Origin of the sequence: Streptomyces sp. NPDC048269 (genome assembly GCF_040652395.1) — a bacterium.
Lineage (GTDB): Bacteria > Actinomycetota > Actinomycetes > Streptomycetales > Streptomycetaceae > Streptomyces.
The window spans coordinates 1-11,798 of record NZ_JBEZLW010000084.1; the positions used below are offsets into that span (position 1 = coordinate 1).

General features: G+C 68.9%; 13 protein-coding genes and 2 pseudogenes. 6 read left to right on the forward strand and 9 right to left on the reverse strand.

The genetic code is table 11. The features are described from left to right. Window positions 1-962: 962 nt before the first annotated feature. A complete protein-coding gene (locus AB0D48_RS36310; RefSeq protein WP_362407266.1) occupies window positions 963-1,343 on the reverse strand; it encodes a nuclear transport factor 2 family protein in 381 nt (126 codons plus the stop codon). Between the two features lie 407 nt (window positions 1,344-1,750). Between AB0D48_RS36310 and AB0D48_RS36315 the strand changes: the two are divergent. After that, window positions 1,751-2,081 (forward strand): annotated as a pseudogene (locus AB0D48_RS36315) (transposase); the annotation flags it as partial. Here the strand turns inward: AB0D48_RS36315 and AB0D48_RS36320 are convergent. Beyond that, window positions 2,078-2,176 (reverse strand): annotated as a pseudogene (locus AB0D48_RS36320) (IS5/IS1182 family transposase); the annotation flags it as partial. The pseudogenes AB0D48_RS36315 and AB0D48_RS36320 overlap by 4 nt on opposite strands. A 640-nt stretch (window positions 2,177-2,816) precedes the next feature. Here AB0D48_RS36320 and AB0D48_RS36325 point away from each other — a divergent pair. Both AB0D48_RS36325 and AB0D48_RS36330 read left to right on the forward strand, forming a co-directional pair. Next, a complete protein-coding gene (locus tag AB0D48_RS36325; RefSeq protein WP_362407268.1) occupies window positions 2,817-3,272 on the forward strand; it encodes a MarR family transcriptional regulator in 456 nt (151 codons plus the stop codon). Beyond that, complete coding sequence (locus tag AB0D48_RS36330; protein ID WP_362407270.1) at window positions 3,269-4,120, forward strand: alpha/beta hydrolase; 852 nt, start codon at window positions 3,269-3,271, stop codon at window positions 4,118-4,120. The genes AB0D48_RS36325 and AB0D48_RS36330 overlap by 4 nt, the downstream gene beginning before the upstream one ends. Window positions 4,121-4,979: 859 nt before the next feature. Here the strand turns inward: AB0D48_RS36330 and AB0D48_RS36335 are convergent. Further along, window positions 4,980-5,618, reverse strand: coding sequence for a TetR family transcriptional regulator (locus AB0D48_RS36335; protein ID WP_362407273.1), 639 nt, complete (start codon window positions 5,616-5,618; stop codon window positions 4,980-4,982). 102 nt (window positions 5,619-5,720) lie between these two features. On the opposite strand from AB0D48_RS36335, the gene AB0D48_RS36340 reads away from it, so the two are divergent. Then, window positions 5,721-5,906: a hypothetical protein gene (locus AB0D48_RS36340; protein ID WP_362407276.1), complete on the forward strand. Its 186-nt coding sequence runs from the start codon at window positions 5,721-5,723 to the stop codon at window positions 5,904-5,906. After that, window positions 5,906-6,199: a DUF4190 domain-containing protein gene (locus tag AB0D48_RS36345; protein WP_362407279.1), complete on the forward strand. Its 294-nt coding sequence runs from the start codon at window positions 5,906-5,908 to the stop codon at window positions 6,197-6,199. Before AB0D48_RS36340 ends, AB0D48_RS36345 begins: the two co-directional genes overlap by 1 nt. Before the next feature lie 979 nt (window positions 6,200-7,178). Here AB0D48_RS36345 and AB0D48_RS36350 read toward each other — a convergent pair. Further along, window positions 7,179-8,213, reverse strand: coding sequence for a winged helix-turn-helix domain-containing protein (locus AB0D48_RS36350; protein WP_362407297.1), 1,035 nt, complete (start codon window positions 8,211-8,213; stop codon window positions 7,179-7,181). A 272-nt stretch (window positions 8,214-8,485) separates the two neighbouring features. Between AB0D48_RS36350 and AB0D48_RS36355 the strand changes: the two genes are divergently transcribed. After that, window positions 8,486-8,761 (forward strand): hypothetical protein, encoded by a 276-nt coding sequence (locus tag AB0D48_RS36355; RefSeq protein ID WP_362407282.1) that lies wholly within the window; start codon window positions 8,486-8,488, stop codon window positions 8,759-8,761. 87 nt (window positions 8,762-8,848) lie between these two features. Here AB0D48_RS36355 and AB0D48_RS36360 read toward each other — a convergent pair whose 3' ends face one another. From AB0D48_RS36360 to AB0D48_RS36380, 5 genes are read right to left on the reverse strand one after another with little or no spacing between them, the layout of a single operon-like run. Continuing rightward, window positions 8,849-9,073, reverse strand: coding sequence for a hypothetical protein (locus AB0D48_RS36360; RefSeq protein WP_362407285.1), 225 nt, complete (start codon window positions 9,071-9,073; stop codon window positions 8,849-8,851). Beyond that, window positions 9,066-9,905, reverse strand: coding sequence for an SDR family oxidoreductase (locus tag AB0D48_RS36365; protein WP_362407288.1), 840 nt, complete (start codon window positions 9,903-9,905; stop codon window positions 9,066-9,068). Before AB0D48_RS36365 ends, AB0D48_RS36360 begins: the two co-directional genes overlap by 8 nt. Continuing rightward, a complete protein-coding gene (locus AB0D48_RS36370; protein ID WP_362407300.1) occupies window positions 9,902-10,189 on the reverse strand; it encodes a carboxymuconolactone decarboxylase family protein in 288 nt (95 codons plus the stop codon). The genes AB0D48_RS36365 and AB0D48_RS36370 overlap by 4 nt, the downstream gene beginning before the upstream one ends. Further along, window positions 10,186-10,638 (reverse strand): carboxymuconolactone decarboxylase family protein, encoded by a 453-nt coding sequence (locus tag AB0D48_RS36375; RefSeq protein ID WP_362407291.1) that lies wholly within the window; start codon window positions 10,636-10,638, stop codon window positions 10,186-10,188. The genes AB0D48_RS36370 and AB0D48_RS36375 overlap by 4 nt, the downstream gene beginning before the upstream one ends. Next, a complete protein-coding gene (locus AB0D48_RS36380; RefSeq protein WP_362407294.1) occupies window positions 10,635-11,672 on the reverse strand; it encodes an alcohol dehydrogenase catalytic domain-containing protein in 1,038 nt (345 codons plus the stop codon). The genes AB0D48_RS36375 and AB0D48_RS36380 overlap by 4 nt, the downstream gene beginning before the upstream one ends. Window positions 11,673-11,798 lie beyond the last annotated feature (126 nt).

Sequence of the window (11,798 nt, forward strand, 5' to 3'; positions counted from 1 at the left end):
CAACCACCGGGCCAACCATCACAGCGTCGGCAAGACGGCCAAACGCGCCGAGTCAATCAAGGAACACCAAGCCCGCAGAGGATAAATGCCAAGCTCAGTGCCTGTTTGCAATCGGATCGGGAGCGGTTGGGGGTGTGTCAGCAACGTGGGGTAGCTTCGTCGGCACCGACGGGCAAAGGAGATGACATGCAGATTGCTGGTGCCGAGGTCTTCTCTTGCGCCGTGTGCAGCGCCCGGTTGTCCGCGCCGGTGCGCGAGGTGCACCCGCCGACGGAGGACGAGGCCTGGACACCGCTCGACTCTCCTGTGGACCCCTGCCCGCCCAGGATGGCGGCAGGCACCTTCGCCCGCGACCCGCAGCCGGGACGCATCACCTGGGGCTCGCTGCCCAAGGGCTTCGGAATGTCCCGGGCGGGGCACGGGCCAGGGGTGGACCTGCTGTTGAGCCCAAGCGACCTGGTCGGTACCACGAAGATCCTGAGCCGGTGGGGCGGCTGCTGCGGGCCAGGCGGGCACGAAGGGCCGAATCTGGCTTGCGCGGGGTGTGGGGCGGAGGTCGGGCTGTGGATCGGTGACTGCTACACCTGGCTGGAGGTCGTCCTCGATGGGCGCTTGGTCAGCCGTTCCTCGTCGGTTCAAGCGCCTCTCTCCGAAGGAGGCCGTGGCGGACATGACTAGTTCGCCAGCAGCGCTCGGCACGAGTCCTTCCTTGCACTCGGCGGCGGGAAGCCCAGCACGGATGTCAGCGACATCTCCCTCACCCTCCGCCTAGCACCTGCCGGCGAGGGCACCGCGCTCGGGAAGGCAGGCGGTGGAGAAGGTTCGTCCCGGAGGACGAACGCTCCGGCTCCGTCAGGGAGTCTGGGTACTCCAGGCTCATCGGCAGGGATGCCGACCGAACACCAGAGCGGGACGCCGTACCGTCCGCGTGGCTGGAGCATGGCGGTGGCGATAAGCCGGCCTCAGAACATGGTGTTGTCGTTCTTGGAGGTGGGTGGGACGACCTGGAGTACGTCCCAGTGCTCGACGATCCTGCCGTCCTGGTCGAAGCGGAAGATGTCGATGCCTGCGTACTCCTCGTCGGGCCAGGTCTGATGGCAGTGCAGGACAACGTGGTCGCCTTCGGCGATGGCGCGCTTGAACTCAACGTGTTTGCCAGGGTATTCGGCGGCCATGCGTTCGAAGTAGTGGACGAACGCTTGCTTACCGTCGGCGACGTGCGGGTTGTGCTGGATGTATGTGTCGCCGGCGTACTGGTCGATGGCCTCGGCGGGGCGGCACTGGTTGAACATCAGGTCGTAGAACGCCATGGCACTGGACTTGTTCTTCTCTGAGTCGCTCATGAGGTGACCGTAATGCCACTGCGGGCTTCAGCCCTCGCGGCTCCACTCCCCCGTGCCGCTGTACCAGCCCACTGGCACAGTCAGACCGCGACAGGCCGCTGTCGTGCTGCTGCCGGCAGCGTCAAGAGGCGCAGGTTGGCTGATACATCTGGCGGCCGAACCGACCGAGGCGCTCTACCTCTTTGCCACAGACCCCCTGCGAGCCTCAGCCCAGGAGAAGGCCAACCCGCCCTCCCCCACGCCTACACCGTCCAGCGCGTCGCCGACCTGCAGGAGCACCACTCGGCGATCACAGGCACCCGGATCCTCCCCGATCCGCTGATGCTCTCCGAGAGCTAAGACGCTCCTGGAAGCGACCCCACCGGCGCCCCGCCCGGCAGCGGACTCACCCTCCGTAGGCGAGCCCCGTGCCGCCACCGGCCTGCGAGAGCCGCACCGGCGGCCGCCCGGAGAAGCACCCTCGTCGCGAGACCGTCGACGCGATCCGCTACGTCGTGGACACCGGATGCAAGTGGCCGGCCCAACGACTACCCGCCCTGGCGGACCTGCTACGGATTTACGGCCCGGTGGGCTGCCGTCGGCATCGTCGGCCAGATGCGTGACCAGCTCCGCAAGTGGATCCGCCGGGAGATGGGCCGGGCGCCCGGAGCGGGCGCCCCCGTCATCGACTCCCAGTCGGTCAAGGCCGCGGAGACCGTCGGCATGGACTCCCGGGGCTATGACGGCGCGAAGAAGATGTGGCGCTTGCGGCCTGCGGTCTTCTTGCCCGCATCGATGCCCTGCCCGCGGCAGGCACGTTGGTCGGAGGTCTTGACGCTCTGGGCGTCCAGTACGCACGCGCCTCGGTTCGGCATCCTGGCCCTCGGTTTCACCGACCAGGCGGCGGAGGAACCCGTTGACCTGGTTCGAAGACGCCTTCCTTCTGCCAGGCGGCGAAGTATCCGTCCGCTCGGGAACTCGGGGCGCCAATCCCCTTCGGAGGTAGTCCCGTCAACCAGCCGCCGTACGCAGGCCGGGGTGCGGGCCCGTACTGCCGCCGGAGCTCCCGCAACGCCCCCGGTCCCCCTGCTCGTCCGCCTCGCCCAGCCCAGCGGGCAGCCCGGGCGGACGAGCAGCGGCACTCCGGCCAGGCGGGGGTCAGGCGGTCCGGGCCGCTAGGACTGCGCCCGGGTGTAGGTCGTCGATCCGCTCTGGGGCGTGGTGCGCAGCACGGGTGGTCACTTCATTCAGGGTCCGGTCGATCACCTCCCAGAGTTCGGTGAGCACCCGGGGGTCAAGCGGTCAGGTCACTGATCCCGGACTGCTCCACCCACTCCTGTCCCGGCCGCCCGTCGGCGATGTCGGCCTCGTACCGGACGAGAGAAGCCCGTTTTGAACCTATGGCCACGAGGACACCAAAGGTGTCATGATGACATCATGAGTGGCGCTGCGCGTACGAAGGGTGAGCCCCCATTGGGGCCTCTGCTGTACGAGGTGATCCGCAGCCTGTGGCCGCTGCACCGCACGGTCGTGCGTGCCGTGGAGCGGGAGCTGATGGGCACGGGGATGACAGCCGGTCAGCATGCGGTGATGGATGAACTGCGCAGGGGCGGCCCCCGAACGGTCCCTCAACTGGCCCGCCTGCTGGGCCTGGACCGGCAGCCGGTCCAGCGTCTGGTGAACGACGCGACTGCCCTGGGGCTGGCTGAGAGCGCCCCGAACCCGGAACACCGGCGCTCGCGCCTGATCCGGCTCACCCCGAAAGGGGAAGCCACCATCAGGGGCGTCCAAGAAGCCGAGGAAGCCGAACTGCGGCGCCGGCTGTCGGATCTGCCTGCCGGTGACGTCACGACGGCCCTGCACGTACTCCGTCGTCTTGGCGAGGAGTTCAAGGATCTCGCACAGGATGCCCCGCCACACCCCACGGATCGAGGAGACGACCCCCGATGACGCATGCGCGGACACACGCCGTCACAGCCGCCACCGTACCCGTCGAGGCGGGCGAGCTCTTCTACGAGTCGGCCGGCGAAGGACCCACCGTCGTACTGATGCACGGCGGCATGCTCGACCTGAACATGTGGGACGAGCAATTCTCGTGGCTCGCGGGCCTTGGGTACCGCGTCATCCGCTATGACGCCCGTGGCCACGGGCGTTCCTCCACCGTGACTCAGGACCACGCCCACCATGACGATCTACACGCTCTGCTCACCCACCTCGATGTCCCTTGCGCCACGCTCGTAGGGCTTTCCCTCGGGGCGCGGACCGCCGTCGATACGGCGCTCGCTCATCCGGAGTCTGTGTCGGCACTGGTCCTTGCCTCACCCGGGGTGAGCGGCCGGCCCTTCACCGACCCCTACGTCGCGCACCACACCGCACAGCAGATGGCCGCGATGGGCGACCCGGACGGCGGCGCGCAGCGGTTCGTGGAGCACTTTCTCCGGATGTGGGTGGACGGGCCGTACCGTGAACCGTCCCAGGTCAGCAGCGAACTGCGCGAGCGGATGCGTTCTTCGGCGTCCGCCAATGTCGTGCGGCACGCCCGCGGTCTCGGAGCCGGGATACCGAGAGAGATCGGTGCAGCGGACCGGCTGGCCGCCATCGGCGTGCCCACCCTGGTTCTCCACGGAGAACTCGACAGCAGTGACATCACGTCAAACGCCCAGGCCATCGCCCAAACCGTTACCGATGCCAGGCACCAGCGGTTCGCCTCGGCAGCCCACATGGTCAACCTCGAGGACACGGAACTCTTCAACCTCGCGGTCAAATCCTTCCTCGTGTCCACGACCGACCTTTCCTGAGCACGTTCACCTGTGCCCTCGGCCAGCAGCCGGGCCAGGTCCGGCACGCAGCGAGAGCGGCGACCTCAATCTCGTCATCGGCCACCAGCCGAACACCAGGACCGTGCAGATCGTCATGAAGGCCTGCGGAATCCGCCCCAGAGGGACCTCACGTCCGAGCGCGGCACTGTCTGGTGCACCGACCGGACACCGCGCCGAGGCCGATCGCCCCGCCACAGCAGCAACGTCATCGCCTGCACCGGTTCCCGCCCGCTCCATAACCATCCCTCCCAACGCCGAAGGAGCACGAGGTCACCGCCCGGGGGCAATCCGCCCGGGTACACGACAGGAGCCGGTCATGACGCAGGCTTCAGCAAAGCCGGCCGGGCCTTCGACGCGGCGGCCAGCGCGTCTCCCGCTCGTCTCGCGCTCGCGGTTCGGGGGCCCGGCACGTGAGGCGAACGCGCAGTCCACACCACCGTCACGCGATGTCCGGCCGCTGTAGAGCGGCCCGGTGAGGTCTTTGCGGTGAGGTGGGCTGGAGATGGAAGATCCGCACGATCTTCCATCCCTTCGGCCAGGGGTAGCCCTTCCAGAGCAGCAGCAGCGCGGCGATCGCCCCGAAGGCGTTCCACGTTCCCTGCCCGCCTCCTTGGCGGCCCCGCCTACCAGGACGGTACGTCCGCCGACCAGGAGCAGGCCGAGGACGGCGGGGCTACCGCAGCCGAGGGCGACCTTGGCACCGGTGCTCATGCCCTGCTTTCGAGTCCGGTGACATGCAGACGACCGTGGTTGACAACTCATGAAGGTCGCACGGCCCGTCGTGTGGGCGTGCCAGCCGTTCTCTGACAGTTCCCAGCCTCGCGGATCATGAAGCGCATCAAAGAGACACCCTCTGGCCCTGCCAGTGTTCGCGGCCGAGGTGGATCAGGCGGAGCTGGTCGCGGGCTGTCGCGAGGACGGGGGACCAGTCCTCGCCGCGCAGGGAGGCGGTGAGGCATGCTGAGGCCGTCATGAACATGTGGTCGACCAGGAGCCGGGACAGCATCGTCACGTCGGCGGTCCCCCAGCCTGCGCTGAGCGGGTCGGCCACGAGGACGGCGCCGATCTCGGCTGCGAAGGCGTCGAGTTGTCCGGCGATGGCCTCGCGCACCGCCGCGACTCCGCCGTGCCGCTCCCGTACGAGGAAGCGGACGTGCGCCGGCCGGCTGCGGACGAGTTCGGCGACGAGCTGCACCGCGCCGCCGGAGCGCCGACCGGCGTCGCCGCTCGACGCGAGGACACCCCGTACGGTTGCGTGCAGGCTGGCCAGAGCCTCCTCGACGAGTGCGGTCCCCAGCTCGTCCATGCCGCGGAAGTGCCGGTAGAAGGCGGTGGGGGTGACCCCGGCGTGCCTGGCGACCTCTCTGAGACCGAGGGTACCGAGGCTCCGCTCCTCCAACTGGCCCAGGGCCGCGTCGAGGAGCGCGCGTCGGGTACGGCGGCGCTGTGCCTCGCGGACACCGGTGTTCGGACTCATGAAGGACAGTCAACCGCGTCACAGTCAACGGCCGCCAGCATGAGACGAATTGAACCGGGTAGTCGGTGAACAACTGTTACCTGAAAAGTGGGAGGAACTCCCGTGCTCTTCCTCGTAGGTGCACTGCTCGTCCTGGGCGTCGTCCTCGGCGCCGTGGCCCATGTGCCGGTGCCGGTCAGCGTGGCCGCCGGCCTCGCGATCGCGCTCTGGCTCGCCCTCTTCGCCGCACGCGAGCGCCTGTCGGGCCACCGTGCCGGGCGCCCCGACCATCGCCAGGGAGGTCTGTGATGAATCCGCGTACTGACGCCAAGGTCCCGGCCGATGCCCGTGCTCGTACCCGTGGCCGCTACCGTGACGCCGACATGATGGCCGTCACCGCGTTCGTCCTCGGCCTGGTCGGGCTCCTGGTGATGAACCTGGTGCTCGGCCCGATCGCCGTCGTCCTCGGCTCCCTCGCCCTGTGGCGGCAGACCGCCAGGCCGGGCCGCGCCCGCCTGGGCATCGCCCTGGGCGTGGCCGACCTCGTGGTCCTCGCCTGCCTCGTCACCGCCGACAACACGTGGTCGTGGAGCCTGACCTGAGCCGAACCGGTCGCCTGAGCCGCGTACGTCGCACGCCCGCCGGCCCGATCACCGAGGCCGAGGCCCAGGCCGCGGCCGAGGACGCGGAGCGGCGCATCGACCGCCGACTCCCCGAACCGTTCCGGCGCGTCTGCACCGAGCTCGCCCACGGAGGTTCGGCCACGACAGCGGGCTCGCGTCGCCGACCGAAGGCAACCGCGCGCCGGGACACCCGAAGGACTGGCCGTGCGCGGTCACCTGCACACCTGGACCGCTATTCCTTCTCCCCGGGCATCATCGACTCGCGCCCCTGGCAGCACCTGTTTGACCAGGCGCGGCAGCTGGGATGGTGGTGGAGCGGAAGCGTAGCGCGGCCGCCGAGGCGCGTGGCGTAGCCGTCAGGTGCTCTTCCAGGAGTGTGGCGAGAACCTGGTGAGTGGCCAGGGGGAGGCTGCGGGTAACTCAGAGGCGGGCCTGCTGCCCGCCTCGTCCTCGGCGAGGCGGGCCGACCAACCGGCCGGCGGATCAGGAGCTGCCCCATGTCCCCCATCGTTCCTTCCCTGCCCCGCAGCTCGTTCGGCCGGGCTTCGACTACGTACGGGCGGTGGAGACCGGGGACGACGTCCAGGCGGTGCGCCTCGCGCCCGAGGTGAGCCGGCTGCCGGGTCTCCTGCTGGCCATCGCGGAACTGATCCTCCTTCCCGTGACCGCGCTGTCCGACGACACCGAGCCCTGCGCCGACTCCTTCGCCCTGGACGAGATCGGCGTCATCTACCTCATGGCGATCCGCGGTGTGAGCCCTGGACGCCCCCGCTTCCGCTACGCCGCACACTGCCCGCACCATCGCGCACTTTGTCGGCCAGATCCTCGCCGACGAACCGAAGAACGTCGCCCGCACTCTGCAGGCGATGCGGGACAAGCGCCTGGAACAGGCCCGCGCGGTGCACTGCGTGGTCGGCGCGCACCGGTAGCCGTACCACCGCGCCGAGGCCGAGGTGGTTCAGACGCTGGCCGGGGCCGGACCGTTGGTGTTCAGCAGCGTGAGGCCGAGATGGGTCAGTGTATGAAGGGCTGCCTTCCTTTCCCGCGTGACAGTGGTCAGCCCGGCACTGCGGAGGGTGGCGGCGTGCTCGCTGGCGCTGGCCGGTGATATGCCCGCCCGTTGCGCGAGCTGAGTCGTAGTGCACGCGGGATGGTCGGCTATCACGCACAGCACGACCGCCCGGGTACGCCCGAGGAGCGCGGAAAGAGTCAGCGGCACCGGGGCATCGACCCGGCGCGGATCGGTGGGGGGAACCCATATGGCTGCCGCGTCGACCGGGTTGTGCAGAGCCGGGTACATCATGACAACCGTGGCGGCCTGAGGACTGGCGAACAGTTGGGGAACCGGCCCGCAGAACACCGACGGAGCCAGAACGAATGAACGGCCCGCCAGGTGGAAGTCGGGCTTCGGGTGGACCAGCGGCCGGTAGCCCGGGATTTCCAGCACGGGGGGCTCCCACACGGCCATGGGGCGCAGGCTGTCCAGCAGGGCTCCCACCCCGCCTTGCACCATGAGCCGCCCCCGCCGCGCCACCTCCCCTTGCAGATGCTGGTCGATCCGCTCCCAGTACGGGGCAACCGCGACGCGGTGGCAGTCCTGCAGCGCGAGGGCCAGCCTTCGCACCGCCCGTGTGTCAGCATCCGTCGCTTCGGACAGCCACAGAGGCCACCGCGTGCGCGGAACCACGGAGAACTCCGTGCGCAGCCGCCGGGCGGGCGCACTGATCAGCCGCTCTATTCCCTCGTCCATACAGGCCGCTGCGCCCACGAGGGTGAACAGATCCACCAGCCCCTCAACAGGGCTGAGCAGACGCGCCGCCTCTCTCCCATCGGCGCTGAGATGCAGACCGGTGCGCGCACGCCACGCACCGAACAGCCCCGGACGGTCACGCCACTGCACAGTCCGCAAGCTCACCTCCGTCTCTGCCAGCGGCCCCAACACCGTGACCCGTACCTGCGCCAGGTCCTCGGCAGTGAAGTGAACCCGTAGCACAACAATCAACCCCCTCGTCCGCGTCTGCGGATGATGCTTCCCAGCGTCCTCGTTTCGGGACAGGCCGAAACGAGTCGACTTCCGCACCTGAGTGGGCGGACTCTTTTCTCGACCGCCCGGAACAGGGAATTAGCGAAAGGGGAACGGTGCCCGGTTCACGCAATCTGACGGCTATCGTCCCCGTCCCTGCAAAGTCCGGCCGCGTCGCTCAGCAGGCAGGGCATGCAGAGCCCTGCGGCATGAACTCCCACCACACGTTGAAGGGATCACGCATGAGAATCCGGAAGCTCATACCCGCCGCGGCACTGGGCGCCACCCTCATCACCAGTGCCTTCGCCATTCCGGCGCACGCAGCCGAAAAGCCCGCCGTCACCACAGCAGCATCGGCAAAGGCACCGACAAGTGCCGCTGGATACGTGTACTGGGACTGGTACTGGACGAGGGCCAACTGCAATGCGGCGGGCACAGTTCTGAAGAACGCAGGGGAGACGACCAAGTTCTACTGCCAGAACAACGGGGCTGTCGTCGATCTCTACATCTGGAAGTAGAGCCGGAGAAGACACCCGGCGCACATAGGCAAGAGGCGCCCACAGCCGAATCCATGGCTGTGGGCGCCTTCCTCCTCTGCCCGGGGTTCAGCCGTCCAGGCGGCGCTTGCTGAGCCAGGCGACCATCTCGGGATCGTGGTGGTCGAAGAACAGTGTCGTGCCGGTATCGAGGTCGGCGATCTGGGCCATCTGGCGGTCGGTGCGCTTGGTTCCGGGGATCGGTGCGATGTCGTCGCCCCTGCGCGAGCAGCCAGGCCAGCGCGACCTGCGCCGCGGTGGCCTTCCACCCGGGTCGCTGAGGCGGTCATTCACCAGCAGGAAGGTTTGTGGAGGCCGCCAGAGCGCGCTGGGCTTCGAAGTCGTCGATTCGCTTGCGCAGCACCCCGAGGGTGGAGTCCAGGGCCTGGGAGCCGAGCACCATCCGCAGCGGTGCAGGATCGGTGTCGACGGATTCGATGATGCGGGCGGCCATGCGCTGCGGATCGCCCGGCGCCAGCCCGTTCGCCGGGTCGAGCATGGCCTGGAAGGCGTGGGCGGGATTGCCGTCGTAGGCATCGATCGGGTCGGCGACCTGCGCGCTGCCGTAGCGGAACTCGGTACGCGCCCCGCCCGGTTCCACGAGCGTCACACCGATACCGAACGGGGCGACCTCCTGGGCAACGGACTCGGCGAACCCTTCGATGCCCCACTTGGTGGCGTGGTACATGGAGTTGCCGGGGAAGGCGACCTGCCCTCCGTAGGTGGACATCTGCACGATGCGTCCGCCGCCCTGCGCTCGCAGGTGCTGCAGCGCGGCGCGGATCAGAGTGATGGACCCGGTGAGGTTGGTGGCGATGATGTGGTCGACCTGGGCGTCGGTGAGCTCCTCGGCCGCGCCGAACAGGCCGTAGCCGGCGTTGGAGACGATCACATCCACGCGGCCGGCCGCGAACGCCCGGTCCACCGTCTTGCGGACGGCGGCGGTGTCGGTGACGTCGAGGATCTCCGCCCGGAAGGCGTCGGGGTACTGCCTGGTCAGGTCGGCCACCTTGCCCAGGTTGCGGACAGTGCCGATGACCTTCTCGCCCCGTTCCAGGAGTTGGGTCGTCAGTGCGTGGCCGAAGCCGCTGCTGACGCCGGTGATGAGCCAGTTTCGGGAGGTCATGCTTGGTCTTCTTCCGTGGACGAGGCGTCGTCGGCCGGGGCGGCGGTGTCGAGGGCGGCCAGGGCGCCAAGGGTGCGGGGGCAGCCGATGAACGGCAGCAGGCCGGTCAGGACGGCGATCAGGGTGGCGCGGGTGTTGCCGACGTTGAGGTTGGCCGCGACATGTCCCTTCACCTGGGCGTCCGCGCCGCCGAGCGCGGCGAGCATCGCGAAGGTGAGCAGTTCCCGTGTGGGCACGTCGAGGCCGGTGCGGGTGTAGTGGTCGCCGAAGCAGTTGCCGCTCAGGAACTGATCCGCTTCTGCACCGCCGGCCCCTGCGCCGTCCGGGTGTCCCGGGTGGTGGTGGACTGGCCCTCCAGGGGCAGCTCGACGCCCCGGTCGGTCAGCACGTCGTTGGTGGCGTGCAGGAAGTCGAAGACACGGGCCATTCCGGCGTACGGCACGGCCTGGTAGACGATCTCCTTGGCCTCCACCGGCGTGACCCCGATGGTGAGGGCGGCCCCGAGCATCACCCGGTACTCGGCCACCGCGCCGACGGCGGTCATCGCCGCGAGCTGCGTCATCAGGCGGGTCCGCTCCGGCACCTCCTGTGCGTGCTGCAGGACCTCGTCGAAGGCGAAGTTGTCGAAGTACTCGGTCAGCTCCGGTTCGGTGGCCGCGAGCGTGGAGACGTGGCCGGGGAAGCGCCGCTCGTGCGCGGCGGTGGCGGCAGGGTTGGGCTTGCGGGCGGTCACGGGCGCACCAGCACCTTGAGCCGACTGCGGTCGTCCATCGCCTTGTAGGCATCGGCGACGGCATCGAGGCCGACTTCGGCGTCGAACACCCTTCCGGGTTCGATGCGGCCTTCGAGTACGTCGGGGATGGCCTGCTCGATGTAGGCGCGTACGGGGGCGGGTCCGCCGGTCAGGCCGGCGTTCTTCCCGAACAGCGACCCGAAGCCGACTGGGGCTTCCTCGTACTGCGGGACGCCGACGCGGGAGATGATCCCGCCGGGGCGGACGATGTCGTACGCCTGCTCGTAAGCGGGCATCAGGCCGACGGCCTCCAGTACGACGTGGGAGCCTTCGCCGCCGGTCAGGTCCATCACCTTGGCGATTCCTTCCTGGCCGCGCTCGGCCACGACGTCGGTGGCGCCCCACTTCTTGCCGAGGTCGGTGCGGGAGGTGTGGCGGCCCATGAGGATGATCTTCTCGGCGCCCATGCGGCGGGATGCCAGGACCGCGGAGAGGCCCACGGCGCCGTCGCCGATCACGGTGACGGTCTTGCCGGGCGCGACCCGGCCCATCTGTGCGGCGTGGTAGCCGGTGAGGTAGACGTCGCTCAGGGCGAGCAGCGAGGGCAGGAGCGCCGTGTCCACGTCCGAGAGGATCTTCACCAGGGTGCCGTCGGCCTGCGGCACGCGGATGGCCTCGGCCTGCGCGCCCCCGACGCCGCCGGCGCCGTACCAGCCGCCGTGCGGGCAGGCGGTGTGGAAGCCGTCCCGGCAGATCGGACAGGTGTTGTCGGCGAATGCGAACGGGGAGACCACGAAGTCGCCGCGTTTCAGACCTCGCACCTCGGAGCCGGTCTCCTCCACGACACCGAGGAACTCGTGCCCCATCGGCGCACCCTGGTCGGTCTTGTCCATGGAGCGGTAGGAGTGCAGGTCGGAGCCGCAGACACAGGCCAGGATGATCCGGACGATCGCGTCCGTGGGCTCGACGATGGTCGGATCCGGCACGTTCTCGACCCGGACGTCGCCGGGGCCGTACATGAAAGTGGCACGCATGGAGGATCTTGCCTTTCCTAACTGCTGCGGCAGCTAGTGTTCTGAGTCTGGAGTTCTGTTCAGTTGTAGGCTTTCGGTATGGCGATGGGGCGGCCGAAGGCCGAGTTGGTGCTGACGGACGAGGAG

Bases quoted from the DNA above. Each gene is read 5' to 3' on its own strand.
- AB0D48_RS36310 (WP_362407266.1), bottom strand. From the start codon at position 1,343: ATGAGCGACTCAGAGAAGAACAAGTCCAGTGCCATGGCGTTCTACGAC.
- AB0D48_RS36330 (WP_362407270.1), top strand. From the start codon at position 3,269: ATGACGCATGCGCGGACACACGCCGTCACAGCCGCCACCGTACCCGTC.
- AB0D48_RS36335 (WP_362407273.1), bottom strand. From the start codon at position 5,618: ATGAGTCCGAACACCGGTGTCCGCGAGGCACAGCGCCGCCGTACCCGA.
- AB0D48_RS36345 (WP_362407279.1), top strand. From the start codon at position 5,906: ATGAATCCGCGTACTGACGCCAAGGTCCCGGCCGATGCCCGTGCTCGT.
- AB0D48_RS36355 (WP_362407282.1), top strand. From the start codon at position 8,486: ATGAGAATCCGGAAGCTCATACCCGCCGCGGCACTGGGCGCCACCCTC.
- AB0D48_RS36365 (WP_362407288.1), bottom strand. From the start codon at position 9,905: ATGACCTCCCGAAACTGGCTCATCACCGGCGTCAGCAGCGGCTTCGGC.
- AB0D48_RS36380 (WP_362407294.1), bottom strand. From the start codon at position 11,672: ATGCGTGCCACTTTCATGTACGGCCCCGGCGACGTCCGGGTCGAGAAC.